The organism is Paracoccus sp. (in: a-proteobacteria) (assembly GCF_030604785.1).
In the GTDB taxonomy this organism is placed as follows: Bacteria; Pseudomonadota; Alphaproteobacteria; order Rhodobacterales; family Rhodobacteraceae; genus Paracoccus.
Window position 1 is genome coordinate 16,061 of the sequence record NZ_JAUVVF010000005.1, and the last position, 23,828, is coordinate 39,888.

At 66.3% G+C, this 23,828-nt stretch carries 40 protein-coding genes and 1 tRNA gene; 13 read left to right on the forward strand and 28 right to left on the reverse strand.

All coding sequences use genetic code 11. The features are described 5' to 3' along the window. Positions 1-22: 22 nt before the first annotated feature. Positions 23-427, forward strand: coding sequence for a hypothetical protein (locus tag QAR72_RS02765; protein WP_304615838.1), 405 nt, complete (start codon positions 23-25; stop codon positions 425-427). On the opposite strand, the gene QAR72_RS02770 is transcribed toward QAR72_RS02765, so the two are convergent. The 24 genes from QAR72_RS02770 to QAR72_RS02885 all read right to left on the reverse strand — a co-directional run bounded on the left by QAR72_RS02770 (position 420) and on the right by QAR72_RS02885 (position 15,976). Further along, entirely contained in the window at positions 420-728 is a 309-nt protein-coding gene (locus tag QAR72_RS02770) for a hypothetical protein (RefSeq protein WP_304615839.1), read from the reverse strand. The two genes, QAR72_RS02765 and QAR72_RS02770, sit on opposite strands and share 8 nt — an antisense overlap. Before the next feature lie 11 nt (positions 729-739). Continuing rightward, a complete protein-coding gene (locus tag QAR72_RS02775; protein ID WP_304615840.1) occupies positions 740-1,084 on the reverse strand; it encodes a hypothetical protein in 345 nt (114 codons plus the stop codon). Further along, positions 1,084-1,494: a phage tail tube protein gene (locus QAR72_RS02780; RefSeq protein ID WP_304615841.1), complete on the reverse strand. Its 411-nt coding sequence runs from the start codon at positions 1,492-1,494 to the stop codon at positions 1,084-1,086. Before QAR72_RS02780 ends, QAR72_RS02775 begins: the two co-directional genes overlap by 1 nt. Before the next feature lies 1 nt (position 1,495). Then, the gene (gp17, locus tag QAR72_RS02785; protein ID WP_304615842.1) at positions 1,496-1,879 is read right to left on the reverse strand and encodes a tail completion protein gp17; all 384 of its coding nucleotides are present in this window, start codon (positions 1,877-1,879) and stop codon (positions 1,496-1,498) included. Beyond that, positions 1,879-2,355: an HK97-gp10 family putative phage morphogenesis protein gene (locus tag QAR72_RS02790; RefSeq protein WP_304615843.1), complete on the reverse strand. Its 477-nt coding sequence runs from the start codon at positions 2,353-2,355 to the stop codon at positions 1,879-1,881. Before QAR72_RS02790 ends, gp17 begins: the two co-directional genes overlap by 1 nt. Then, positions 2,352-2,681 carry a phage head closure protein gene (locus QAR72_RS02795; RefSeq protein WP_304615844.1) on the reverse strand — a complete coding sequence of 110 codons (330 nt, stop codon included), beginning with the start codon at positions 2,679-2,681 and terminating at the stop codon, positions 2,352-2,354. The genes QAR72_RS02790 and QAR72_RS02795 overlap by 4 nt, the downstream gene beginning before the upstream one ends. Further along, a complete protein-coding gene (locus QAR72_RS02800) occupies positions 2,681-3,172 on the reverse strand; it encodes a head-tail connector protein (protein ID WP_304615845.1) in 492 nt (163 codons plus the stop codon). The genes QAR72_RS02795 and QAR72_RS02800 overlap by 1 nt, the downstream gene beginning before the upstream one ends. Beyond that, positions 3,169-3,444 carry a hypothetical protein gene (locus tag QAR72_RS02805; protein ID WP_304615846.1) on the reverse strand — a complete coding sequence of 92 codons (276 nt, stop codon included), beginning with the start codon at positions 3,442-3,444 and terminating at the stop codon, positions 3,169-3,171. Before QAR72_RS02805 ends, QAR72_RS02800 begins: the two co-directional genes overlap by 4 nt. Positions 3,445-3,508: 64 nt before the next feature. Continuing rightward, positions 3,509-4,711, reverse strand: coding sequence for a phage major capsid protein (locus QAR72_RS02810; protein ID WP_304615847.1), 1,203 nt, complete (start codon positions 4,709-4,711; stop codon positions 3,509-3,511). Between the two features lie 20 nt (positions 4,712-4,731). Continuing rightward, entirely contained in the window at positions 4,732-5,400 is a 669-nt protein-coding gene (locus QAR72_RS02815; protein ID WP_304615848.1) for an HK97 family phage prohead protease, read from the reverse strand. Then, complete coding sequence (locus tag QAR72_RS02820; protein ID WP_304615849.1) at positions 5,381-6,607, reverse strand: phage portal protein; 1,227 nt, start codon at positions 6,605-6,607, stop codon at positions 5,381-5,383. Before QAR72_RS02820 ends, QAR72_RS02815 begins: the two co-directional genes overlap by 20 nt. A 1-nt stretch (position 6,608) precedes the next feature. After that, complete coding sequence (locus tag QAR72_RS02825; RefSeq protein ID WP_304615850.1) at positions 6,609-8,318, reverse strand: terminase large subunit; 1,710 nt, start codon at positions 8,316-8,318, stop codon at positions 6,609-6,611. Position 8,319: 1 nt separating this feature from the next. Beyond that, on the reverse strand, positions 8,320-8,808 hold the full coding sequence (locus QAR72_RS02830; protein ID WP_304615851.1) for a resolvase: 489 nt from the start codon (positions 8,806-8,808) through the stop codon (positions 8,320-8,322). An 82-nt stretch (positions 8,809-8,890) separates the two neighbouring features. After that, complete coding sequence (locus QAR72_RS02835; protein WP_304615852.1) at positions 8,891-9,232, reverse strand: HNH endonuclease; 342 nt, start codon at positions 9,230-9,232, stop codon at positions 8,891-8,893. Between the two features lie 115 nt (positions 9,233-9,347). Next, positions 9,348-10,097: a hypothetical protein gene (locus tag QAR72_RS02840; protein WP_304615853.1), complete on the reverse strand. Its 750-nt coding sequence runs from the start codon at positions 10,095-10,097 to the stop codon at positions 9,348-9,350. Positions 10,098-10,533: 436 nt separating this feature from the next. Continuing rightward, complete coding sequence (locus tag QAR72_RS02845) at positions 10,534-12,348, reverse strand: DNA primase family protein (RefSeq protein WP_304615854.1); 1,815 nt, start codon at positions 12,346-12,348, stop codon at positions 10,534-10,536. Continuing rightward, complete coding sequence (locus tag QAR72_RS02850; protein WP_304615855.1) at positions 12,341-13,495, reverse strand: DUF7146 domain-containing protein; 1,155 nt, start codon at positions 13,493-13,495, stop codon at positions 12,341-12,343. Before QAR72_RS02850 ends, QAR72_RS02845 begins: the two co-directional genes overlap by 8 nt. Next, positions 13,488-13,769, reverse strand: a complete 282-nt coding sequence (locus QAR72_RS02855; protein ID WP_304615856.1) for a hypothetical protein — start codon at positions 13,767-13,769, stop codon at positions 13,488-13,490. The genes QAR72_RS02850 and QAR72_RS02855 overlap by 8 nt, the downstream gene beginning before the upstream one ends. Then, the gene (locus tag QAR72_RS02860) at positions 13,766-14,254 is read right to left on the reverse strand and encodes an NUMOD1 domain-containing DNA-binding protein (RefSeq protein WP_304615857.1); all 489 of its coding nucleotides are present in this window, start codon (positions 14,252-14,254) and stop codon (positions 13,766-13,768) included. Before QAR72_RS02860 ends, QAR72_RS02855 begins: the two co-directional genes overlap by 4 nt. Then, positions 14,251-14,493 carry a hypothetical protein gene (locus QAR72_RS02865; protein ID WP_304615858.1) on the reverse strand — a complete coding sequence of 81 codons (243 nt, stop codon included), beginning with the start codon at positions 14,491-14,493 and terminating at the stop codon, positions 14,251-14,253. Before QAR72_RS02865 ends, QAR72_RS02860 begins: the two co-directional genes overlap by 4 nt. Further along, a complete protein-coding gene (locus QAR72_RS02870) occupies positions 14,490-14,780 on the reverse strand; it encodes a hypothetical protein (RefSeq protein ID WP_304615859.1) in 291 nt (96 codons plus the stop codon). The genes QAR72_RS02865 and QAR72_RS02870 overlap by 4 nt, the downstream gene beginning before the upstream one ends. Before the next feature lie 3 nt (positions 14,781-14,783). Then, on the reverse strand, positions 14,784-15,071 hold the full coding sequence (locus tag QAR72_RS02875; protein WP_304615860.1) for a hypothetical protein: 288 nt from the start codon (positions 15,069-15,071) through the stop codon (positions 14,784-14,786). A 346-nt stretch (positions 15,072-15,417) separates the two neighbouring features. Further along, the gene (locus tag QAR72_RS02880) at positions 15,418-15,702 is read right to left on the reverse strand and encodes a hypothetical protein (protein ID WP_304615861.1); all 285 of its coding nucleotides are present in this window, start codon (positions 15,700-15,702) and stop codon (positions 15,418-15,420) included. A gap of 16 nt (positions 15,703-15,718) precedes the next feature. Further along, entirely contained in the window at positions 15,719-15,976 is a 258-nt protein-coding gene (locus tag QAR72_RS02885; RefSeq protein ID WP_304615862.1) for a hypothetical protein, read from the reverse strand. A gap of 92 nt (positions 15,977-16,068) precedes the next feature. Here QAR72_RS02885 and QAR72_RS02890 point away from each other — a divergent pair, with 92 nt between their 5' ends. The 12 genes from QAR72_RS02890 to QAR72_RS02940 all read left to right on the forward strand — a co-directional run bounded on the left by QAR72_RS02890 (position 16,069) and on the right by QAR72_RS02940 (position 21,441). Next, on the forward strand, positions 16,069-16,428 hold the full coding sequence (locus QAR72_RS02890; protein ID WP_304615863.1) for a hypothetical protein: 360 nt from the start codon (positions 16,069-16,071) through the stop codon (positions 16,426-16,428). Between the two features lie 224 nt (positions 16,429-16,652). Continuing rightward, positions 16,653-16,847, forward strand: coding sequence for a hypothetical protein (locus QAR72_RS02895; RefSeq protein ID WP_304615864.1), 195 nt, complete (start codon positions 16,653-16,655; stop codon positions 16,845-16,847). Continuing rightward, positions 16,844-17,212 carry a hypothetical protein gene (locus QAR72_RS02900; protein ID WP_304615865.1) on the forward strand — a complete coding sequence of 123 codons (369 nt, stop codon included), beginning with the start codon at positions 16,844-16,846 and terminating at the stop codon, positions 17,210-17,212. The genes QAR72_RS02895 and QAR72_RS02900 overlap by 4 nt, the downstream gene beginning before the upstream one ends. Beyond that, positions 17,209-17,472, forward strand: coding sequence for a hypothetical protein (locus QAR72_RS02905; RefSeq protein WP_304615866.1), 264 nt, complete (start codon positions 17,209-17,211; stop codon positions 17,470-17,472). Before QAR72_RS02900 ends, QAR72_RS02905 begins: the two co-directional genes overlap by 4 nt. Next, positions 17,469-17,762 (forward strand): hypothetical protein, encoded by a 294-nt coding sequence (locus tag QAR72_RS02910; RefSeq protein WP_304615867.1) that lies wholly within the window; start codon positions 17,469-17,471, stop codon positions 17,760-17,762. The genes QAR72_RS02905 and QAR72_RS02910 overlap by 4 nt, the downstream gene beginning before the upstream one ends. A gap of 4 nt (positions 17,763-17,766) precedes the next feature. After that, positions 17,767-17,976 (forward strand): hypothetical protein, encoded by a 210-nt coding sequence (locus QAR72_RS02915; RefSeq protein ID WP_304615868.1) that lies wholly within the window; start codon positions 17,767-17,769, stop codon positions 17,974-17,976. 64 nt (positions 17,977-18,040) lie between these two features. Then, a complete protein-coding gene (locus QAR72_RS02920) occupies positions 18,041-18,583 on the forward strand; it encodes a hypothetical protein (RefSeq protein WP_304615869.1) in 543 nt (180 codons plus the stop codon). After that, positions 18,571-19,251, forward strand: a complete 681-nt coding sequence (locus QAR72_RS02925) for a hypothetical protein (protein ID WP_304615870.1) — start codon at positions 18,571-18,573, stop codon at positions 19,249-19,251. Before QAR72_RS02920 ends, QAR72_RS02925 begins: the two co-directional genes overlap by 13 nt. Continuing rightward, positions 19,248-19,619 (forward strand): hypothetical protein, encoded by a 372-nt coding sequence (locus QAR72_RS02930; protein ID WP_304615871.1) that lies wholly within the window; start codon positions 19,248-19,250, stop codon positions 19,617-19,619. Before QAR72_RS02925 ends, QAR72_RS02930 begins: the two co-directional genes overlap by 4 nt. Positions 19,620-19,689: 70 nt before the next feature. Next, the gene (locus QAR72_RS02935; protein WP_304615872.1) at positions 19,690-20,262 is read left to right on the forward strand and encodes an MT-A70 family methyltransferase; all 573 of its coding nucleotides are present in this window, start codon (positions 19,690-19,692) and stop codon (positions 20,260-20,262) included. 25 nt (positions 20,263-20,287) lie between these two features. Beyond that, complete coding sequence (locus QAR72_RS15645) at positions 20,288-20,545, forward strand: helix-turn-helix domain-containing protein (protein WP_442953538.1); 258 nt, start codon at positions 20,288-20,290, stop codon at positions 20,543-20,545. Then, positions 20,458-21,441, forward strand: coding sequence for a tyrosine-type recombinase/integrase (locus tag QAR72_RS02940; RefSeq protein ID WP_442953539.1), 984 nt, complete (start codon positions 20,458-20,460; stop codon positions 21,439-21,441). Before QAR72_RS15645 ends, QAR72_RS02940 begins: the two co-directional genes overlap by 88 nt. A 20-nt stretch (positions 21,442-21,461) precedes the next feature. Here the strand turns inward: QAR72_RS02940 and QAR72_RS02945 are convergent. The 4 genes from QAR72_RS02945 to QAR72_RS02960 all read right to left on the reverse strand — a co-directional run bounded on the left by QAR72_RS02945 (position 21,462) and on the right by QAR72_RS02960 (position 23,775). After that, positions 21,462-21,538, reverse strand: a tRNA-Arg gene (locus QAR72_RS02945). A gap of 84 nt (positions 21,539-21,622) precedes the next feature. After that, positions 21,623-22,513 (reverse strand): substrate-binding periplasmic protein, encoded by an 891-nt coding sequence (locus QAR72_RS02950; RefSeq protein WP_304615874.1) that lies wholly within the window; start codon positions 22,511-22,513, stop codon positions 21,623-21,625. A 33-nt stretch (positions 22,514-22,546) separates the two neighbouring features. After that, a complete protein-coding gene (gene pedF, locus QAR72_RS02955; RefSeq protein WP_304615875.1) occupies positions 22,547-23,257 on the reverse strand; it encodes a cytochrome c-550 PedF in 711 nt (236 codons plus the stop codon). An 80-nt stretch (positions 23,258-23,337) separates the two neighbouring features. Beyond that, positions 23,338-23,775 (reverse strand): hypothetical protein, encoded by a 438-nt coding sequence (locus tag QAR72_RS02960; protein WP_304615876.1) that lies wholly within the window; start codon positions 23,773-23,775, stop codon positions 23,338-23,340. Between the last annotated feature and the right edge of the window lie 53 nt (positions 23,776-23,828).

The window sequence follows — 23,828 nt, forward strand, 5'->3', positions numbered from 1 at the left end:
CCCATTCGATGCGAGGAAAACGATGTTCAGGTTTGCGACCTTCTGCGCGCTAGTCGCAGGACCCGCTTATGCAGGGCAGGATCTGGCCGAATTCTTGGGCGACTTCCGACAAGAGGTCGTGGCCGAAGGATGGCTAGGCATCTCGCACCACGGCGCGGCCACCTTTTGGGCGGACGGCCACGAAAGCAGGATGCCAGCGCAGATCGCGCTCGACCGGGATATGGTGAGGCAGATCACCGACCAGTGCCAAGTCGGTCCTGTGGCGATGGGCAATGCAGGTATGTGCCGCGCCACAATCGGCGCAGAACTGTTCTTTTCCGGGCCGACCGCAAGCCTTCTGATCTATCAAGTCGATGATCTGACCCCGCCCGAGGTTGCCTCCAACGCTTCGCCCTTGGGTGCGGCCCTTGCTGACGCCCTCAAGTAGAAAAGCGCGCGCGCCATTCCTCTTGCGTAATCGTCGGTAATGATGCCCGCAAAGTCGCAAGGCGCATGGCCGTCTGCGCCGATTTCTCGACCTTCCCGGCGTCACCGGAAATGAAGGCGTCGAAATCCGGCATCTTCTCGACGCGCGTAAGGCCCGCGACATTCCACGCCAGCCAAGCCCGGCTCTTGTGTTTGCGTTCCATCCGGTCGGATGCGCCCCGCATGTGGGCAAGGTAAAGACGGGGCGTCAGGCCCCAGAACTGCGCCGGGTCATAGCCCGCCGCAGCATAGGCGCGAAGCATGGCGATATAGTCTAGCCCGCCTTCCGCGCCTTTGCTTTCGCGTTTCCCAAGTCCTGCACCTCGTCCGGCTCAGGGCTTGCCGCCTGGATGACGCGCATTAGAACGTCGATATCGGCGCTCATGATCTCGCCCGCCAATTGCGGGGTGGCGTCGGGGTGATGATGGACGAGAAAGGCCCGCATCATGGCGCGCATGTCTTTCGCCGTGGCGCCCCCGCTCTCGAACTGCTCGAAGGCCGTCAGGGCGTTGCGGCCCGTTTCTTCCTCGAACTCGCACATCGCGTTGAAGTCACAGCGCAGCGTGTAGCGCACGTCGTTCAGCGTAGTCGTCGCCTCGCCAAGAAAGCGGTTTGCCATCAGACGACCACCTGCGAAAGGCGGAACGTCGCGGTCGCCATCATCTTGTCACCGACAGGCGCCGTGCGGGAATAGCTTTTCAGGAAGCCCGCGTAAGTCTCCGGCGTGCCGTCAGCCGTCAAGGTGATTTCAACCTGAACGATCTCGCCCGAGGCTTTCAGGCCGATCAGCAGCGTGTCGGTGGCGCTGCCCGGAATGTAGTTCATGGGAACGCCGACTTCGCCGCCATCGACAAGGCCAGCGATGAACTGCTTGCGACGACCGGGTGACTTCATGTGCGTCACCTCCACCTCGTCCACCTGTTCGTTGGGCATCTCGATGTCGCCCACGAACGCCAATTCTGTCCAGGTCGGGGTCGCGCCGACGCCGATACGGACGCGGCTGCCATAGCCGATCTTGCCGTCAGACATTTCATTCACTCCATTTGATAAGAAAGTCGATGTTGACGGAGCGTGGCCCTTGTGCCTCTCCCCCGGTCACTTCTGATCCGTCACGCGTTCCAGCGTGAAAGATGCCTTGGAATATGCCCCCACGATGCCCGTCAGCCGCAGCCTTGACGGCGCGCTTGATCTGGGCGGCTTGGGCATATGTGTCGGCGTATGCGCTCACCTGCACCCGGCTTTCGTTCAGCTTGTCCGGGCCTTGCATGGTGTGTTCGTTCGTGGTGCCGATCTCGTCCAGAACGGCATAGGGCCTGACGGTGCCTTGAGGCGCCGGGCGCCAATGAACGCCGCCCGGCAGTAGCGCCGCAAGCGCGGCATTGCCCGCAAGCAGCGCGCGGAATTGGGTATGCATCACGCCTCCCTTGCGGCCCGGCGATCCGCCCGCTTGATGGCCTTCTCGAGTTCAGACCAGAGTTCTTGCGAAAGCCGCTCAAGCATCGCGTTCTGGTCCTGATCCCACGCAGGCCGCATGAAAGGCTGCGGGCCGTGATGCTCTGTGCCGAACTCCTGCAAGTGACCATGCCGACCGCCATCGCCCATCAGGTAGGACGGCCCCACGAACAACTCGATGCTGGACCGGTCATCGCGGAACATGCGGCGATGCAGCTTTGTCTGCCTGCCGTTAAGCTTTGCGCCGACCATGATGCTATCGCGCAGCGTGCCGCCGCCGACCGGATCGACAGGCGCCTTGCTGGCCGCAAGTTGCGCCAAAGGTTTGGCTGCCTTCATCAGGCCGCGCCGCAGCACGCCCCGCCCCATCGACTTAGAAAGCCGCTCTAGTTCTTTGTCCAACTCGGCAAAGCCGGACAGCTTGACAGTCACAGTCACGGGTCAACCTTGCTGGCCGTGATTTCCAGCCAGTCGCGGCGCCCAAGCTCCTTGATGCCCACGATCCCGAACGTCTGGCCGTCACACGTCAGGCGGTCCTGCTCCGTGATGCCCGCCGAAAACGGCGACCAGCGCACCGTGAAGCGCGCTGTCACGTCGCGATAGACCGCATCAGCCCGGAACCGCTCCCCGTCGCTGATCTGGTGCCGGTGAGCCCATACGATAGAGCCATGGGCGGAATAGGCGCCGGGCCGGACCTGGTAGCCGTCATCCTCAGACGAAGCGCGCAAGAACTGGACGCGCCGATCAAGTTTGCCCGCGCGCATCAGAAACGCACCCACCGGACAGAACCGATCAGGGCCTCGACGGACAGCGGCACCGATTGCTGACTGCCCTCGGCGGCAGCCTCGCGCTGCCGAAACCAGTGCGCGACGGTCAGCCGCACCGATTGCTGCACGACCGGCAAAAGATGCGCGGGCAGGCCACAGACGAAGTCGACATCGCAGGCCTTCGAAACCGAGACCATGCTGCCTTGCGCCACACGCCGCAGAGGCAGCGCCCCATCCGGCCCTGCAGCCGAGATCACATCCGGCAGAGGCAGAAGATGGTCGCCTGCCGCCGCCGCCGAAACCCGCCAGGTCTGCCGGGCGATCGCGCGGCCAAGGACCCCGCTGTAGCCATCGAAATGCGCCACGGCGGAATCGATGTAGTGCTGGATCAGCAGGTCCTCGCTGTCGTCTACGACCCGCAGATGCACCTTCATCTCGTCCAGCGTGACGACCGGATCGACCGGGGGCGTGACCAGCACGGGGATCATTGCGCGGCTTTGCCCTTGCCTGACGCGGCTTTCGACGGTGCGGGCTCGGGCGTGGGCTCCGGCTCCGGCTGCGGCGCGGGCTCCGGCTCCGGCTGCGGCGTGGGCTCCGGCGCGGGCTGCGGCTCGCGCTGCGGCGCGGGATCGGCCTCGGGTTCGATCAGGATCCCCGCATCGACCAGATGCTTGACGTCGATCGGCGCCGCTTCGCGCGTGTCGCCGGTCTCGTAGAAGCGATCACCGATATGGGGCCGCGCGACTTTGTAGGTCTTCATGGTTCCACTCCTGTCAGTTCATGAAAGAGGGCGCCGCAGCGCCCTCTCGCTCAGATGACAGTGATCAGCCGCCCTGCGCCGGCATGATCGGCCCGGTCACGAACGCCTCGGGACGATAGACGGCCAGCGCGGTGCGCTGCTCGGCCAGGACGGTCACCTTGTTGCGGGTGAAGTCGTCGTTCTGGAAGCCGGTCTCGATCCGGGCATCCCACTGGTCCATCAGCTGCGCGGCCATGCCGAAGGCGCCGGTCAGGAAGTTGCCGACGGTCATGGACTTGGTCGGGATCACCGGCGCCCCCCAGAGGGTCGGCTGTGCCGTGCCCTGCGGGTTGCCTATGATGTAGCGGCCTTCGCCATCCTTCGTCAGTTCGATCTGCGCCCAGTCGGTGGGGTGCAGCACGGTCCCGTCCGCCGCATATTCCGCCAGCGCGACCTGAAGCATCGCCAGACGGATACGGTCGATCCGCGTCATCTGCGCCGGGGTGAAGGCAGGGGCGAAGGCCGCGGCCTGGGGCACCAGGCCGTGCAGGTTCTCGCCGGTGCCGTCGCCGAACAGGATCTGCTCTTCTTCCTTCAGCGCCAGGCCATACATCAGGCGCGTGTCGATCAGGGTGCGAACCTGCGCGACATCCGAAAGCGTCTGCTTGCTGACGCGGAACCAGTGCGCGATGACCTTGGTGCGGGTCTGCACGTCCTGGATCTGCATGGTCGATTGCGGCTTCGCGGCGCCCTCGGCCACCGGGGCGGCGTTGTTCGTGAAGCCGACCTCGCGCTCGTACTCGATCAGCGGGCCATCGGTGCGGCCCGGCATCAGCAGGTTGCGGATCGTCATGCGCCGACGCGGCAATTCGATCATGCCCGCGCGGGTCGGAACGATGCCCGCGCCCATCGAGCCGGCCGCGTTGGTCGTGGCTGTGGTCAGGTCGGTGCTCTTCACGGTCAGCGAGGCCGACGCGCCCTGACGCTGGTTCGCGACGAAGCCCTTGAATTCGTCGCTGCCGACGAACTGCTCGCCCAGGCTGTCATCGCGCTCGTCGCCGCGACCGGGACGCGCCATCTTCTGCTCCAGCTCGGTCTGGCGCGCCTTCAGCTCGTTCATGACCGTCAGGGCTTCGTCGGCCCGTTCCTTGATGGACGCGGCCAGCGTCTCGCCGGACTTGGCCTTGCCAAGCGCCTCTTCGGCGATGGCCTTCACCGCGTCCACGGACTTTTCGAATGCAGCCTTCGTCTCGATGGCCAGCTGCTCGGCCGTCTTGGTCTCCGACATGGGAGCCTCCTTTCGATGGATCAGGCCAGATGGCCATGCAGGGCGCGCAGGAAGGCGTCACCCGATTGCACCGCTTCGACAGGCTCCCCCTGTCCCTTCAGGTGGATACGCGCGGCACGCTCCGCCTGTGAATTCGAGAGGCCAAGCCCCTTGGCCATGCGCTCGAATTCGCGCTCGGTCAGCCGGTCCCCGGCCGCGAGCTTTTCAATGACATCGTCCAGACCTGCAGCCTTGACGGCGGTGACCTTGGCCCGCTGGTTCATCGGGAACGGCACGACCGACACCTCGAACAGGTCCAGCTTGGTCAGCAGCCTGACATTGCCGTCCGGCTTCGATTCCAGCGTCCGGTAGCCGATCGACAGGCCCTCGACGGCGCCTGCCTTCAGCAGGGCGTGCACCTCACGGGCGCGGGCGACTTCCATGACCAGACGGCCCTTGCCGCGCAGGCCCTTGCCATCCTCGGCCAGATCTTCCCAGATCCCGATCGGCTGCTGCGGATCGTGGTTCCACAGCATCTTGACCTTCCGGCCCGACTGACGCGCGCGGGCGATGCCCTCGACGAAGGCGCCCGGCATGACCTTGTCGCCGCCTTCATCGACATTGCCGAAGATCGAGGCATAGCCCTCGACAGTCCCGGCATCATCCAGGGACTTCAGCTCAAGCCCGAAATCAAAGGTCTGCATCGCCATCCCCCGTTTGCGTGATAGGCACGTTCTGCATCTGCATGCGCGGCGTGTCGCCGCCCTCGACCCGACGCAGGTTTTCCTTCGTCCTGACCTCGTTGATGGTCATCCAGCCTGCGGCCAGAGCTGCGGAGTAGAAGGCCGAGCGCGCGGCGCTGTCGCCCCGCAGCAGCCCCTCGATGTTGAACTCGATATGGTATCCTGCGGCCCGGTCCGCGGCGCTCAGCAGCTGCTTGTTCATCGCTGCCTCGATCCGGCGCAGGCGGCGCCGAAGCGTGAAGGTCAGGAACATGATCATCTGCTGCTCGACGCTTGTCGGCCAAGCGGTCGAAGCCCCGGCATGGCCGATCAGCGCGGGCGGCACCCCGAAGAAACGGCAGATCACTTCGACCGAGAACTGCCGCGTCTCCAGCATCTGGGCATCTTCCGGCGACAGGCTCAGTGCCGAAATCTCGACCCCGCCCTCCGCGATGAAGGGGCGGCCGGAATTCGCGGCGCCGATGTAGCGCTCCGTCATCCGCTCCTCGACCAGCTTGCGCTGCTCGGGGGTCAGCCATTCCTTGAACTTGATGCTCGTGTGCGGATTCAGGCTGTTCTTGAACGTGGACGCTGCGGCCAGTTCGGCAGCCTGGACGGCAGACAGGCTGTTGCGCGCAACCGCCAGAGTGGAAAGCCCGCCCAAGGGATCGCCGCCAGCTCCCCGCACATGCAGCACATCCGCATCCCCAAGACGGTATTTCTGGCCGTCCTGCGTCCAAGCATATTCCAGCGAGCCGTCCGGGCGCCTCTTGACCGTGACTGATGGCGCCGGGGCCGGGATCAGGGCCACGATCCGCCCGCCTGCGCCGCGCTCGATCCGCGAGTAGGCGTTTCCGCGCAGCTCCATCCAGATCCCGAGCGCGTCCAGCCAATCGACGGCCGTCTGCTCGAAATTCGGGCTGTCGTGCAGGATCTCGTAGAGCGGGTGATCCTTGGCCGGGGTCTTGTGCCCGTCCGCATCCCGGCGGAACACCTGAAGCGGCAGGCTGCTGATCGTGCCGCTGATCAGGTTGACGCAGGCCCAGACCGCGTCCAGACCCATTGCGCTCGCGTCGGTCACCGCGACCCCGGCCGCACCGGTCTGCGCTTCGCGCGACCGGCCATCCGTGAACTGGAAGCTGTCGCCCTTGCGCGCCAGGCCCAGAGCTGACAGCGCGCGCGTCATCAGCTTCATCTCATGCCCCCAGGCTATCGAAGAACGACGCCATGTTGGCGCTCTGGCGGTTCGGCTCGGGATTGCCGAACATCAGCATCGCGGCGTTGAAGGTCGCCATCAGGGCGTCGATCTTCGCGCTTCCGGCCACCTGCTTTGTCACGATGTAGTTGCTCCCTTTCAGTTCGGTCTTGGCGTTGCCGACATTCCACGACATCAGCCCGGATCCGCCATGGACCAGCTTGCGGTCCTTCAGGCGTCGCGGCAGCGTCAGCACCGCCGATTGCAGCTTCCAGCCCTGCCCGACGCTGATCCAGCGATCCTCGCCGAAGCCGCAGGCATCCAGCGCGTCCAGAAGCTCGGCGATCCCGGCCGCATCGAGGCCGATGGCCGGGGTCTCGACCGGCAACAGCGATGCAGCCTCGAGCCGCTGGATGATCTCGATGGCGCCCGCGACATCGTCGCCCACGGCATCGCACCAGGTCAGGTCACCGGCAGCGGCAAAGTCGTTCAGCCGCGGCGCGATCTCCTTGCGCTGCGCGGCGACCTCCGGAAAGGCCCAGGCGTGCACCCAGTGCAGCCAGCGCCTTGTCTCGGCCTCGCGACCGATCACCGACATGGCGAACAGGTCATCAAGGCCGCCGCCGTCGATGCCGACCACGCAGACTTCGCTGCGGTCGATCAGATCCTCCAGCGTCAGCCCGGGATCGCCGCAGCCCTCCCAATACAGCGCACCGGGCCAGCGATCCGCGCGCAACGACATGCCGATCTGCACGTTGAAGTGCTGCGAGGCCAGAAGCATCAGCGCCTCCGGCCCTTCGGCCTCAGCCGCGATCAGCTCGTCGGCCAAAAACTCGGGCTGGACTGATGCCCCAAGGGCCGGGTTCACCAAGCCCCAGGTCTTCGGGTCCTTCCAGCCGCCATCCTTGGCCATCTCGACCGGCAGTTCGTAGAGCACCGGCAGCAGCGGCAGGATGATGTCGCCGTCCCGCACCGCGCGGGCCTTCTCCAGTTCGGCCTTGAACACGCCCGCCGGCGGCTTCTTCGACTGAGTCGTGATCGTCAGCAGGAAGCCATCGGGCCGCGCCGCCAGCCCGCCCTTGATCTCGCGCATGACGGCCGCCGCCCGCGACATCTCCGCGAACTCGTGCAGCTCGTCGATCAGCACATAGGCCGCCTTGGTGCCGGTCACGACCTTGGGGTCAGCAGCCTTAATGACCAGCGTGGCCCCAGTCAGCCGGTGGGTGATCGTCCGCGAATGGCTCTGGACGTGGAACATCGACGTCAGATCGCCGTCGAGGGCGATGATGCCCGCCGCCTGGTCGAAGCTGATAGCCGCTACGCTGATGGTCGGCGCGATCAGCAGCAGCTCGCACAGCGGGCGCTCGTTCAGGATGATGGCGGTGACCATGATGGCCGCCGCGATCGAGGATTTGCCGTTCTTCTTCGGCACCAGCAGGAAGAACTCGCGGATCATCCGCTTCTTCGTCACCGGATCGTAGCTGCCGAAGATGGCGCGGACGAAGTCGAAGACCCATTCCCCGCAGACCTCGCCATAGGTCGGCGTGCCGATGATGTCTGGCACCCGCAGCCGCTTGAAGATCCGCAGCGCCTTCTCGGCCACCGGATCGAACAGCGGCAATTCTGGGACCAGGCTGCGCCGCGACAGCAGGCGATCGGCCCAGTCCGGAACGGCCGTTGCCCATGCCGTGTCGCGGATCGGCGCCGTCATCTCAGTTCGGCCGCCAGCCCGGCGTCAGATCGGACCCCCAAAGGCTCCCCTCGCCCCCTGCGTTTTCCGCCGCGAGCTGCGCGGCCTCTTTCTTGCCCAGGGCCTTGGTCGGCTTGTCCCGGGCGGGCTGTTCCTGCGCGGCCTCGAAGCGGCGACCGGCCGTCATCTGGTCGTTCCGCTCAAGCATCTTGCCCAATTCCTTGATCGCGCCCACGTTGCCCTTGTTGGCCTCGGCCATGACCAGCTCGAAGCGGCGCAGGTCCAGCTGGTCGCGCGCCAAGTCGCGCGCCTTCAGCTCGGCTCTAAAATACCGCTTGAGCGTGGCCGCCGAGATGCCGACCGCGCCCGCGATCCGGTCATTGACCCAGCCCAAGGCAAGGCCAAGCTTGATTTTGTTGCGAATTTCCGGCGTCACCTCGAACCGGGGCCGCCCACGCTGGCCGCGCCCGGGCCGCACAGGGTTTCCGAACAGGTCGATTTCGTCGGTCATCAGAAAAAAATCTCCGGCTGAGTGGGGCGCGGGTCCCGGGGGCCGGGCGCCCTGGACTTTGACCCACCCCCCCCGTCCGGCGTCAGGCCCGAGGCGCCCGCCTTTCCTCACGCTGCTTCGCCCCGCTGTGGCAGGTGGCGCAGAGGCATTGCAGGTTGGTCCGGTCGAAGAACAGGTCACGGTCGCCGCGATGCGGCTCGATATGGTCAGCGACGAGGTCGCGGCTTTCCCCGATGAACCCGCACCGCGCGCAGGTGAACAGCGCGCCGATCAGTACGTCCTTCCGCAGCGCACGCCACTCGGGCGTCTTGTACCAGCGCCGCCAGGTGTCGATCCTGTCGCGCGACCGGACCGGCACCTCGCCGCCCGAACCGCGCGGCTTCATCTGCCGCCCGCGTTGGGCCAACTGCTTCATGCGCGCCATGGATGTCCGGGGTTCAGGAACGACGAACGCCCGCGAGGGATGATCCCTGCGGGCGCACGTCTGGATAATATTGATTCTCCTGTCACAGAGAGAGGTAAGTGGTCAAGAGGTTTTTTCAGGACCGATATCCGACCATGCGGCTCAGCGCGGCACTTAGCGCCTCTGCGAGCGCCTTCTGATGACCACCATAGTCAGACCATCCATGCGCCTTGAGAACCGCCTTGATGCTCTTGCCATGCAGGCAGACCGCGTCCACCAATGCCCGGTCAGTGATGATGCAGGCGCCTTGGCTGCCGCGAGCCGAGGGGCGCACCCGGCGCACCGCCATGGCGATTCCGCCGCCGATCCGCTTGCGCAGGACATCGACCCGCCCGGACAGCGCAAGGCGGCGGTCCATCCAGTCGCGCCCATCCGGCCCGCCATGCGATGCCTGCAGGCTGGACAGCTTCATGCCGTCAGCAGACAGCAGCTCGACCAGGTCACGATACCAGCGCCCGATAGCGACCTGATCCGGCGACAGGGGCGCCGGGCGCTTGGCGCGCGCCGCAGCAGCCAGCATCGCGTCGAATGCGTCGGCCGGGCGGATAGCCTCGCGCCCGCCATAGCCACGATGCACGGCCTGGACCTTGTCGCCCACCGGCAGCAGCTCGACGTTCTGGACCAGGACGAAGCCGCCGCGCGCCGGGCTGGCCGGGATCGCCGGGCCACAGACCTCGGGCGGGGTGGCAGCGGCCTGCATCTGGCGCAGTCGGGCGGCTTCGACCGCCATGCGATTGTCGGGCTGTTTCGCTGCCAGACCGGCCAGACGATCCAGATAGACCTGCCCCCGGCCTTCGCCATTCAGGATGTTGTGCTTCTCTTTCATCTGAACACTAGCCCTTGTGTTTCGCTGTTTTTTCTTAGGGTGGATGGGGAGGATGTTGATTTTCTAGGGATGATGCAGGGAGGAAAGAGAAGAGGTATTAAAGAAGGGAAAACAGGGAGTTGCGGCATTCAGGGTGGATAGGGATGATAATTCCGAACTAACGCATATGAGAGACCTTGCCCCAATCCAGCATTGGCCCTTCGCATATATATAGAACCTCGCCATTATCCTCCCCAAGCGCCCATGCTCCCCAATCACCCCGCAACCCCGTGTTTTCGCGACACTTCCCCCCGCGCCCCCTTGTTCCCCATCATCCCCGCAGGGACGATGAAACTCCCTGATCGAAGCAAGCGAGAGAGGGGTGCGGGGACCATGGGCGGCCCGGGGCCGTGCCCCTTTGCCGTCCATCTGGCGACATGATCCCTGAAAGACCGCCTCACGCATTGCGCGGCCCCTTCCAGTTCACGCGGCCATTCACGTCCTTGGGAAGGTCACGGCTGAAGGTGTCGCTGAACCTGATGCCGTCATAGCGCATGACGCCGCTAGACTTGCGATCGGTGAAACCCTGGCCGGTCGTCGCGCTTCGCCAGGTGCGGCTCTTGTCCTTCAGTCGCAGCGAGATCGTCCTGTCGCGCCACTGTCCCTCGCCCCGGCAATAGAGCCAGAAGTTGAAGGCATCCTTCAGGTCGAGAGCGTAGATCGTATCCGCAGGGTCGCCTGTGACCACGCATGCGGTCTCCAGGAACATGCCGACAGGGTCGCTTTCCTCGCGATACTCCTGCGTGGCGTCCAGCACCGCCGCAGGCTCTTGCAGCCCGCCTTCCAGATAGGCCAGCAGCCCCTCGACCAGCCAATTCAGGATGCCTGATCGCTCGGCCCATAGCTTCTCGCCCAGGTTCGGGTCGCGCTCTTCCTTCGGGATCTGGACGTCGAAGGGCACCAGCAGCACCCGACGCCAGATGCCATCGTCCAGCCCCCGGATCTCGGGCTTGTGGTTGCCGCTGATCGTCAGCTTGAAGATCGGCTTCACCTCGACGAAATCGCTGTGCAGGGCGCGGATCAGCATCGGCTCGCCGCCGGTCAACTCCTTGATGATGCCCTCTTGCAGCTTCTCGCCTTCCTCGGGCTCTGACGCGCGCACAAAGCGGGCGCCCATCAGCGGCACAAGGTCCGGGGTGGCATCGCCGCCCCCGCGCCGGTTGCGGCCCGTCAGGCTCTCGATCTTGGCCGTGCTGGCATAGTCGCCCATCATCCGGGCGATCAGATCGACCAGCACCGACTTGCCGTTCGCGCCCCCGCCATAGAAGAAACACAGCTTCTGTTCGCCGGTCAGGGCCGTCATGGACAGGCCCAGCCAGCGCTGCAGAAAAGCGCGCATCTCGGGCGCGGGCTGGATCCGCGACAGATAGGCATCGAAGGTCGGGCACCGGGCATGCGGATCATACTCGACCGGCATCAGCTTGGTCATGTGCAGCTGGCGCGCATGGGGCAAGGCCTGCATGTCGGCCGTGCGGCTGAACCCCGTCCCCGGCCCGCCATCGACGCTGAAGCGCAGCACGCCCGACGCGCAGTTCACGTCCAGCGCCTCGGCATCCAGCATTTCCAGCGGGCGGGCGAGACTGGTCTGCGCCTCGGTCATGGCCGCCGCGATCCGGGCCGTGTTGCCCGAGGTGCGCGCGAATCCGCGATGGTCCTTGCGCTTGCTGGTCAGCACCTTTTCCAAATTCGCCAGATCGGCCAGCCGCGGCGACAGCATGTCCCGCTCGGCCCGCGCCTCTTCGGCACCCTCGCCACCCAGGGCGATCTGATCGTCCAGTTCCTTTGCGCGGCGCCGGACCTCGCGCAGCTGGCCGAGCTTGTCCATCTGCCACGGCTCAAGCACCAGATGTGGCACCTCACGCTCGATCAGCGCGCCAAGACGCTGCGCCCGGCGGCGCGCCTCGATCTCGTCGGCGTCCTTTTCCCACCGCGCCCCGGACCAGACGAACCAGCCGACGCGCGGCACCCAGATCACGTCCTGCCCGAAATGGCAGTAGAACCGCTGGCCGTTCCCGTAGTCGTTCAGCGGAAAGGCAGCGCATTCCCGCGCGGGATCATCGGGGCAATCGTCATCAGGGGGTGCGGGGGATCGGTCGTCAGGACCTGCGCCGGGGTCGTCGGGATCGCCATAGCCGCTATCCGGCCCCTCGGGCAGATCGACCTCTTCGGGCGCGGCCATTGCTGCCCGGACTTTCTCGATACCATCACTCATCGTCGCCCCCCTCGCCATCGGGGTCTTGGCCCATCAGCAGGTCGTTCATGTCGAGCCCCTCGCCCGGATGGACGATGGCGGCGGTCAGGCCGGGCCGCAGCGCCATGGCGCGGCGCAGGCCGGAAAGAAGCTTGGCGCGGGTCAGCTTCGGATCGCTGTCGCCGTCCTGGACAAAGACCAGGCGCTTGACCCATTGCGGCGGCAGGAAAGCATCCCGATCGGTCAGGTCGGGCAGGCCCGCATATTTCAGGCCGGGGCCAAGGCGACGCGCGCCGGCCATGTTCCCCAGATCGACCCCAGCCCAGAAAGCCGCGCCTTCAAGTCCTTTGGTGCGCGCGACCATGGCCGACAGGGTCGTCTCGATCCCCTCGGCCATCACCATCGCCTCGGCATCGCGCGGCGTGTGAATGCGGATCGCGCCGCCCTTCTTGGATCCATAGACCTTCTTGGACGCGACCATCTCACCCGCTTTGAACGGATGCGGCGCAACGACCTTGCCCTTTGGCTGGCCCAGATCGATCCATGTCCGGTGGACGCCGGTCAGCGCGCCCGAGGCATCGCTGATTGCGGCCAGCATCGCCGGGCCCTCATGGACGGAGACGAATTCGCCGCGGCGCTTGTCATCCGGCACGACCAGGCGCGCGGATGGCTCGAAGCGGAAACAGCCGGGCACCCGAGCGCCTTCGCGCAGCCTGATGCCGCGCCGGGCGAGGTAGTCCACGACAGGCGTGCGGGTGGCAGGCTCTGCCCGCGACCAGATCTGGCGGGCCAGCGCGATCGCGTCCTGCCTGCGGCGCTCGGCCTCGGCCTCACGCTGGCGGCGGTGCTGATCGGCCCGGCGCTGCTGGTCGGCGCGCTGCTGCGGCGTCAGTTCCTGACGTGGTCCGACCAGCCATTCCAGCGCGGCGCGGAAATCCAGCCCCAGCACCAGCTGCACCAGCGCGATCTGGTCGCCCTTGGCATCGCAGCGGCGGCACAGAAACACGCCCTTGCGCAGGTTGATCCCGAAGCGATCCTTGCCGCCACAGCCGGGACACGGCCCGACCAGCTCGCCACCGGTGCGGACCAGCGACGGGATCGCCAGCCGATCGATCAGATCGGCCATCGGCACCTGATGAGCCAGCTCGACCCGGCCATCATCACGCATGGCGTTCATCCTTGATGGTCAGGCGCTTGTATTCGTCGCGCGACAGCATGACCGCCTTGATCGCGCGGTCGAGATCGATATCGATCCCGGCCAGCGCCGCCAGATAGCGTGCACTCGATCCAGACAGATAGCGCCGGGCCTCGACGGCGACCGCCTCGGGCTTACCGCGCGCCAGGCGCTTCTGCTTGTTGTAGCGGCCATTGAATTCGTCGAGCTGCGCCAGCAAGACCGCCGCGAACAGCTTGCGGCAACGCGCCGCCTGGATGTCTGTCATGCTGCCCTCCCCTTCCGCAAAGCCGCTTCATGCCGCATCACCGCGGCCATCAGCTGATCGCGCTGGCGCGGGCTGGCCGAGGGCGACAGCCACATGCAGAATGAGCTGTAATTCACGCCAAGGGCGTGGGCGGCGGCCCGGCGGCTGCGCCATTCGAAAGGCCCAATCTTGGTTGCCGTGCTCTTGCTCGGCTTGTTGCGATGCGACCCGCGGCCCACACCAAGCGTGTCCAGATGGCCGTGAAGGCGCAGCAAAGTGGACACCGACTGCGGACAGACCCCAGCAGCCTCGGCCACGGCCTTGATGCTGGGATAGGTCTTGCCGCGCCAGGTGCAGGCCACTGTCCGGCCCTGCCCGATCAGCTCAAGATGGCCGAATTCTTCGATATGCCTGGTGATCGTGGTCACATGCACGCCAAGGGCGCGCGCGGCGGCGGAATGGCTGGGATAGCGCGTCCCGTCCGGACCGATGACGGGGCGCTTCATGGCCGCGCCTCGCGGCTGACTTCGCGGATCGCCGCGATCACCAGGTCGATGGGATCGACCTGGCGCGCCACCGGCCGGCGGATCGGCAGGGTCTTCGGCGCGGTCTCGTCCACCAGCGCGGGCGGCGTCTCGAAAGGCGGCGGCGGCAGGGTCACGGCGACCTTGTAGCGCTTAGCCTCCCAAGGCTTCATCGGGACCAGCTTGTCACGGCTGCGGGGCTTTGCCTTCTGGATCGTCATTTCACCCCCCGAGCGGCATCCCAATGGGCGCCCAGGGCGGCGCGGTCGAAATCGGCCAGCGCGCGGGCGATGTGATGGGCGGTGCCCCGATGCAGGGTCTCGTCGGGATGGACATGGCGCGCAGCGGCAACCAGATCGGCCATCAGCCCCTCGCGGCTGGCGCGCTCGGCTGCGACGGCCACAATCCCGGCGACCAGCCGGTGATCATCGGGGCGCGGCACGATCGGCGGGCGGGCCAGCAGGCCCAGGCCATGGATGACGACGCGGTCGTAATGGGTCAGCTTCATGGATCAGCCCTCGATATCAACCCGCGCGGCGGGCTGCGGCCAGCAGGACCGCTCGACCGCGCGGAACAGGCTCTCGCCTGCCTTGGTCAAAAGTTCTGGGTTGCGGCGGGAAAGCGGGAACAGGTCGGCAAAGCGCAGGACCTCGACCCGCAGCGGATCGGCCTCGTCGAAACTGTCGCCCACGGCGACCAGCGCCATGGCCAGCGCCTCGGGATCGGGCTCGCCCAGCTTGGCGCGAAGGGCCAGCCCCAGGGCGATCATGCGCGCGGCGATGCGGTTGCGATAAGCCATCGGGATCCTCGAATTGATCCCGGGGCGCCTGTCAGGGAGGAGGATGAAAAGGCGCCCCGGGTGCCCGCGACGAAGGGGGGACGCGCGGGATGGGGATGGAAAGGGACGCGGCGGCGGTGGAAGGCCGCCGCGTCAGTTGCCCGGCAGAGGCACCGGAAAAAGCCGCCCCGCTGCCACAAGGCAGCTCTCGGCCGGGCCAGCCGCAGGTTCCGTAATCGCGCTACCATCCGCAGACCCGAGGGCGGACGCGATCACGGCTTGAGCGGGTTTAAGGTGGACCCCGGCCGGGACTTGATACCTGGCCGCCACTCCCGCCCTCGGGTGTCCTGAGAACCCGGTTCGCATTTCACCCCATGATCTCGCCGTAGCGCGGCAGGGTCCGCACGGCATGGGCGACATGATGGCCATAGGGCGCGTTCGCCCCGTCGAACCAGTTGCAGGCCGCTTGGAAGGTCACGCCGAAATGCACGGCGCAGGCCTCGCGGCTGGCGAAGCTGGCGATCATCAGCAGCGACCACTGGCGCAGGAACGCCTCGCGGTCCGATCCGATACGGCCATGCGCGCGGCGGGCCGCAGAACGGCCCCGCCCCCGTCCGTCAAAGGGATTGGCCGAGGGATTGGGGCGGGACATTTGACCGTGAAGCCGGTCAGGCTGCATCGGTGCAGTCAGAAGGTTGGTCATGATGGGATACCTCTGGGTTGGAGTGGGATGGCGATGGCCAGTTAGCGGCAAACCACGCCATGGCGGCATTGAAGCGCCGCACAGTGATGTCGCCGCCTCGCCTCAAGGCGCCGAGCTTCTTGGTGTCTCCGAAAACACGATGAGACACGGTCGTGTCCTCGGTGATCCCGGTCGCTGCCTTGTAGGCATCTGCACGTTCTATGAGTGTTGCGGTGTCGATCATGCGCCAGTTGTGCGGTTAAAAAACCGCACTGTCAACGGTAATCTAACCGCTGCCGTCGCCCTGGTGGGTGCGGTAACATTCCCCACATGGATATGAACGCCGTGATCAACCGCATTGCCGAGAGAATCGGCGAATTGAACGCCGCCGGACGCCAGGTCAGCGAGCGGTCTATCTCGGTTGAGGCGACAGGCTCGCCGGATACGATCCGCAACTGGCGGCGATCATTACAGCGCGGCGGCGAATCAGGCGCGACGACGGTAAAGCTTCAGCAAGTAGCGAAGGCTTTAGGCGTGACGCCTGAATGGCTTATGGTTGGTGGGACGAACGACGATCGAGCGCTGGCCATAGCGGAGATTGTGGCCCTTCTTCGAGAGCTAGAACCTGAAGAGATCGAGATGCTGCGAGCTGCCGCAGAAGGCGTTCGCGCTCGGCGCCACAAGGCAAACTCGTAAGGCGCTTCAAGTCCGAAAGGACATGGCCTGCAGCGTCCATCCGACCCCCTTTAATCATGAACATTAAAAGAACATTTGCCGCGATATTCAGCCGCGCCGCAAGGTGTTTTCAGCAGCGGCGCGGTTCCGCTAATGTGCATTTGCGGTTATTCTACCGCATTACTGCTTGACAGCGGTTTTATTACCGCACATTTTGCCCCCATCGCTCACCGATGGAGGTTCCCATGCAGTCCCCAGACCAACTGCAAGCCCTGCCCATCCGCCAGCAAGCCCGCGCGCTGCTGACCGATCCGCAGCTTGCCGCGCGCGCCAGCGCCCAGGCCCGCCGCTTCGCCTGGTACATCGAGGCCAGCGCCCGCGGCGCCGCACCCCGTCAGGCGCACCGCCCCGCCAACACGACCGGCAGGCCGCGCCAATGACCGGCCATCACCCGTTCAGCGGCAAGCCCCTGCCGCCCGCCCGGCCGTTCTCTCGCCCCCTGACCGAGGCCGAGGCCGAGACCGTCATCCGCAACATCGATCAGGGCTGGGATGCCGTGACCCTCGCCGAGGCCCGCGAGGTCCGGACCGAGGCGCAGCGCCGCGCCATGGCGCACCTGCGCCGTGACTGGATCGCCGAAGCCAGCAACGAGCCCTCTGCGCCGGTCGGATACTACCGCAGCGAAGACCCGGCCGAGATGACGGCCGCCAAGGCGCTTTTCGTCGTCCTGCTCTGCCTGATCGCAGGCGGGCTCGGACTGCTGGGCGCGCATATGCTGGGTCTGCTTCTGTGGGGGCCGGTATGACGCAGATCATCCCGGGCGAGATCAATACGAGCAACGGCTGGAACGTGGTTGCCTACGAACTCGATGCGCAAAGCCAGCACAAGCGCATCGTGGCAGTCGCCCTCGGCGAGCGATCAGACAGTGACTTCAGCATTCATGCGCTTTCGCTCCTCTCCACCGATCAAGCGCGCGAACTGGCCTTTAATCTGATCGACGCTGCCGATCTGGCCGAGGGAGAATGTCACTTGCGGCGCCTGACCGCGCGGGCGGTGCTGCCATGAGATCGCAGATCGAATATCGCGGCGCGTCGATCATGCTGACCGACATGCCCGGGCCGCTCTTTGCCTGGACGCATGACGCGACGGATGGCCACGGCACGGCGGCGACCCTGTTTCAGGCGAAAATCCAGATCGACGCGCATCTGCGCGGCGCGGCGACCCCGCGCCTGCCCGGCACCGCCCTCAAAGGTTTGGACTGCCCCGCCCACGACCCGCGCGCCAATGCGGCGCGCGAGGCGCTCGACATCCTCGACGACATCCGCCGCAGCGCGCGGCCCGACGCCAGAAGGTGACACGATGACGATGACAGAAAAGCTCCCTCGCCCGAAGACGGTCCACACGGGCCGGATCAGCCATCAGGACACGCACCCCGACCTGCTGACACCGGCAGCGATCCGCGCCGCTCTGATCAAGGCCGGGATCGCGCTGCCCACCGACCCCGGCGACACCGCCGCGCGCAACATGCTGGCCAGCGCCCGCGCCATGACCCCGGAGGGCGACGAATGACCAGCCATTTCCGCCGCATCGACATCGACGGCATGCCGCTCTACAATCCTGCCTCGGGCGGCGGGTGCTGAAACCGCAGCCGCAGGGAATTGCATCTGCGGAACGAGTCGGTCGCGCATCGTGGACCATCACGCCCGAAAGCAACCGCTGCGCAGTCGATTTCAAGGCGCCCATCTACGCCCCGGGCGACCGCCTTTGGGTGCGCGAAAGCTGGCAGGGCCTGTCTTACGGCGACTACCTGCCCACCAAGAGCCAAGTATGCGATTTGCGCTATGCCGCAACAGACCCCCTGACGGGCATGGACGCGCACGTCCGTGGCTATCCTTGGCGTCCCTCGGTCCACATGCCTCGATGGGCCAGTCGGATCACGCTGCACATCACCGACGTACGCGTCCAGCGGCTGCAGGACATCAGCAGGGGCGATGCCATGTCGGAGGGGTGCCCGTTCCCGAACATGCAGAATGGACCGGACCCGAGGGACTGGTTCCGCGACCTGTGGAACAGCCTGCACGGCCCCGACGCATGGGCCGCGAACCCTTGGGTCTGCGCCCTGACCTTTACCGTCCAGCGCGGCAACATCGACCAGGTGGCGGCATGCGCATCCTGATCGCCTGCGAGACCTCGGGCGTGATGCGGCGTGCCTTCGCCGCGCGCGGCCATGACGTCTGGTCCTGCGACCTGTTGCCGGCCGAGGACGGCAGCAACCGCCACATCAGGGGCGACGTGCGCGACATCCTGGCCGATGGCTGGGACCTGATGGCGGTGATGCACCCGCCCTGCACGCGCCTCTGCCGCTCTGGGCGCCGCTGGATGTCCGGGCCGGGCAAGTGGACGCCGCCCAAGCAGTTGCCGCGCGGGCGCAGCTGGGCCGACCTGCGCGCCGAATTCGAGGATGGCGTGGATCTGTTCATCGCCTGCTGGCGCGCCCCGATCGAGCGCGTGGCGATCGAGAACCCCGAGATGAACGATCTCGCCCGCGACCGGATGCCCGCCGACCTGCCCGCGCCGCAGATTGTCCAGCCGTTCTGGTTCGGCGAGCCCGCCTACAAGGCGACCGGCTTCTACCTGCGCGGCCTGCCGCCGCTGGTCGAGACGCACCGCCTGCCCGAGCCCGAGCGGGGCAGCGACGAATGGAAAGCATGGAGCGCGATCCACCGCGCCCCGCCCGGCCCGGACCGCTGGAAGATCCGCAGCCGCACTTTCAAGGGCGTGGCCGAGGCCTGCGCCGAGCAATGGGGCGGCCATGCCGCCGAAGCGATGGAGATGGACGCATGACGACCGAACCAACGAACGATGAGGCGCTGGAAAAGACCGGCACGATCTGCACAGACCGCTTTGAGGCGGTGCGCTACCGGTATGGCCACGACTTCGGAGACACGTTCGGAGAGGGCAGCGACTATGACGGCTTGGCCCTGACCGTCGAGTGTGCCGATGCAGCCGACGCGCAGGCCATGCTGGACGCTATCAGCTGGCGGCCGCTTACCAAAGCTCAACGGATGGAGGCCGCGCCTCATGTCCCCGCCAGGTTCATAGACGACTTGGCCGAATATGGCTCGCGGGAAGAACTGGTCGCGGCGCTTCAGCGCGAATGGAACGAAAACTGCCGCCTGCGTGCGGTGCTTCTTCAGAGAGGCGGTGAGTAATGACCGCCGAGGACATGGAGCGCATCCTGAATGAGGCCTTTGCGGCTGTCTGGCGCAAGCGGGGCGACAAGTGAGCGCGCTTCACCAGTTCCACGCTCTGCGGCCCTTCGGCGGATTCGACATGATCATGGCGGACCCGCCCTGGTCCTACGAAATGCGGTCCGAGAAAGGGCACGAGAAAAGCCCTCAATCGCATTACGACTGCATGTCGATCGACGACATCTGCGCGCTGCCCGTTTCGGCACTGGCCGGGCCAAACTGCCTGCTGTGGCTCTGGTCGCTTAACACGATGCTGCCGCAGGCCCTGCGCGTGATCGAGGCTTGGGGCTTCGAATACAAGACCGCCGGCCATTGGGTGAAGCTGACCAAGAATGGCAAGCTGAACATGGGTACCGGCTACATCCTGCGCGGCGCGGGCGAGCCCTTCCTGATCGCCACGCGCGGCGCGCCGAAGACCACCAAGGGCGTCCGGTCCGTCATCATGGGCCGGATCCGCGAACACAGCCGCAAGCCCGAGGAAGCTTTTGCCGAGGCCGAGCGTCTGATGCCCGACGCGCGCCGGATCGAGGTCTTCAGCCGCCAGCGCCGCCCCGGCTGGTCAAACTGGGGCAACGAGATCGACAAATTCGAGGAGGCGAGCTGATATGGCACGACCCTACACCCCCGAGATGCTGGCAGATCGTTGGGATTGCAGCGCCGAGACCGTCCGGGCCATGATCCGCACCGGCGCCCTGCCTGCCTTCCGAGTCGGGCGCATGATGCGGATCACGGCCAAGGCGGTAGAGGATTACGAATGCGGGATTATCGGATCGGGCGCCTCAAGGGACGATTCGTCGTCATGTGGAATGACGATGACGGAACCCGGCGACGTTATCGCCTTGCGGCAGACACGCAGAAAGGCGCCGAGCGCGAAGCGCGCGACCTGATCCTGCGCCAGATGGCCCCGGCCGCCGGGGTCACGGTGGCACAGATCTGGCAGGCTTATCAGACCGAGGTCGAAGGGCGGCGTCAGGCCGCCAAGCTGGCGCAGACGGGCAAGAACGTGCTGCCTGTCTTCGGGCATCTGACGCCCGATCAGATCACGGTCGAGGATTGCCGCCGGTTCATCGGCACCCGGCGCCAGGATGGGCGCAAGGACGCCACGATCAGGACCGAGCTGGGATGCCTGCGCACCGCACTGTCATGGGGCGTGAAGGCCAAGCTGATCCGCACGGCGCCTCGGATCGAGATGCCGCAGACGCCACCCCCGCGCGAACGCTATCTGGACCGGGCCGAGGTCGCGCGCCTGCTGGACGCGGCCAGCGATCCGCATATCCGGCTGGCCATGCTGCTGATGCTGACGACCGCAGGCCGGATCGGCGCGCTGCTGGAACTGACATGGGACCGCGTGGATCTGGACCGGCGCCTGATCAAGCTGGCGACCAGCGACATCGGCCCGCGCAAAGGCCGCGCCACAGTGCCGATCAACGACACCCTGATGGCCGCGCTGCAATCCGCACAGAATGCGGCGCTGTCGCGCTATGTGATCGAATGGGGGGGGCGCAAGGTCGGGTCGATCAAGACCGGGTTCAACGCGGCAGTGAAGCGCGCCGGGATCGACCACTGCACACCCCACGATCTGCGGCGCACCGCCGGGCGGTTTATGGCCGAGGCGGGGGTGCCGATGGAAGAAATCGCCCAGTATCTCGGGCACACCAACCCGGCGATCACCCGCTCGACCTATGCCCGGTTCTCGCCGGAGTATCTGCGCGGCGCAGCCGATGCGCTGGAGATTTCAGGGCCGACTTTGGTTCAACGAACCAGAAAGCAAACCCCCAGATGATCAAAAACGCCAGTAATTGCTGGTGACCCCGGCGTGATTCGAACACGCAACCTGCCCCTTAGGAGGGGGCTGCTCTATCCAGTTGAGCCACGGGGCCATCACGCCTGTCTTAGGATGCAAGCGCTCAGGCGGCAAGAGTGTTTGCCGCGGCGGACCGGCGCGGCGGCGGCGGGATCGGTGCTCAGCGGCCCGGGGTTTCCCATGTCAGGCCGTGGGCCCTGTAGATGGCCTCGACGCGGCCGTCGGCGGTTGCGGCGGTCAGGATGTCGTCGACCTCGTAGCTGAGCATCCTCGCCGTGTAGAACGCCGTCGCCACGCCGACCGGCCATGTGCCGATGGCAAGGCCCGGCAGGGGACCGGATTCCACCGCGAAATCCGGATCGTCCTTCAGATGATGCTCAAGCTGCGCGCGCAGGCCCATCACCGCGACCACCTCGCCCTCGCGCAGCAGGTCCACCACGTCCTCGAGCGCGCGGCGGCGCTTGATGTTGGGCAGAACGCCCGGCAGGCCGGTCAGGTAGAAATCGGCCAGGCGGTGATCCTCGACGCCCACGGGGCGGGTGCGGAAACTGCCCGGAAAGGGCGGCTCGTCGGGGAATTCCGAGCGGCGATAGGCGATTGACAGGCGTTCCTGCGCGTAGCGCCCGGTCAGGGCGGTCAGTTCGTTGCGCTGGTCCAGTTCGCGGTTGTAGGGCACGCGCATCAGCACGTTGACGATGCGCCGGCCCATGTAATGGCCGCGCCAGATGTAGTTGCGCAGGTCCTTGTCCACATCCTCGTCGGCCGGCAGATCGACGAGGCGCAGCTCGACGCCAAGCTCCCGGGCGATCAGGCCCGCCAGATCAACGTCGACGCCGACCAGGGCGCCCCGGTCGTCGCGCCACGAATAGGGCGGGAAGTCCTGATAGACGCCGATCTCGATGAAGCCCCGTTCCCTGATCTCGTCGATGTCGATTCCGACCTGATCGCGGCCGGAATCGTCCGAGGGGTATTCACGCGCCGAAAGTCCCGACCCGGCCAGGGTCAGGACGATGGCGGCGATCAGGGCGGCAATCCCGGGGATCAGTCTCATCCGCGCCTCCGTGCGGTGATGTGCGGTGGTGCCTCAGCGTGCGACCGACAGCCCGACGGTCAGGGTCTCGTCGGCGGTCCGCAGCGAGGCGTCGCCGCCGGTGTCGAGGATGATCGCGGCGCGGCGGGCGATGCTGTCGGCCTTGGGCGCCCCCGACAGGGTCGGCACGGCCTCGGCGATCTCGGTCAGCTCGGCCTGAATCGCGGCGATCTCGTCGGCATAATCGGCCGCGGTGGCCGTGCCTGCGGCGATCGCTTCCTGCTTGGCGCGCAGGCCGTCGCGGATCTCGCGCAGGCGTGGCATGTATTCGGCGATGCCGTCCGGATCGGGACGCGTCTCGATATAGGTGCGGATCGCCCACATGGCCTGCTGGTTCATCACGCCGTCAAAGGCGGGCATCCGGTCGCCCGAGCCGTTGCGCAGCCGTTCCAGATACCATTCATCGTCCAGATCCTCGGCTGCAAGATAGCGCAGATCCGGCGCCAGCCCGCCCGAGATCACCTCGAGCCCGTGGCAGCGCGCGCAGTTCTGGTTGTAGGCGCTGTCCCCGATGCGGACCGCGCGGTCCCAGTATTCGCCCGACGGGTCGCGGAACGGGTTCTCCAGCGCGAAATCCTCGCCCAGTTCGGGCAGCCCCTCGGTGTTCACGGGCTGCGGCGCCACATCGCCATGCGACAGGGCCAGACCGGCCGAGAGGCACAGGGCCAACACGGCCAGCGGCAGTTTATTCAGGCTGTTGGACATGTCATTCCTCCTGGTTCGTCTGTTCCGTCGCAGGCTATCGAGGGCACGGCGGCGGCGCTATTCGACCAAAAGCCATGCGACTATTGGACTATGAACACCCCCGCGAGGCCCCGATCCTCCAGCCCGCGGCAGCCCCAATCATAGGTGCCGGGGCGGATCGGCACGAAATACAGCTCGGCCTCGCCGTCCGAGCTCATCTCCAGCTCGTTCAGGGACGGAACCTTGATCTCCATCCCGCCGGCCTCGATCTTGCGCAGCCAGGCGTTGCGAAAGAAGGACGGCGCCTCCCAGTTGCATTCGTGCCAGCCCACCGCGTTGATCTGCAGGCTGTAGGCCTGCCCGGTCTGCAACCGGTACTCGGTCACGCTGACGCCGAAACCGCTGTCGCCCTGCCCGATCTCCAGCGTCTCCAGCGCGACGGGCTGCGTGGCAAGATCGCCGCCGATGGCATGGGCGGTCAGCGGGGCGATGGCGGCGGCCATGGCGGTCAGGGCCGCGAAAGCGGTGCTGCGGGTCATGACATCTCTCCTCCTCCAGGGTCGGGACCAAGGAAAACAGAGGCGCGGCACGG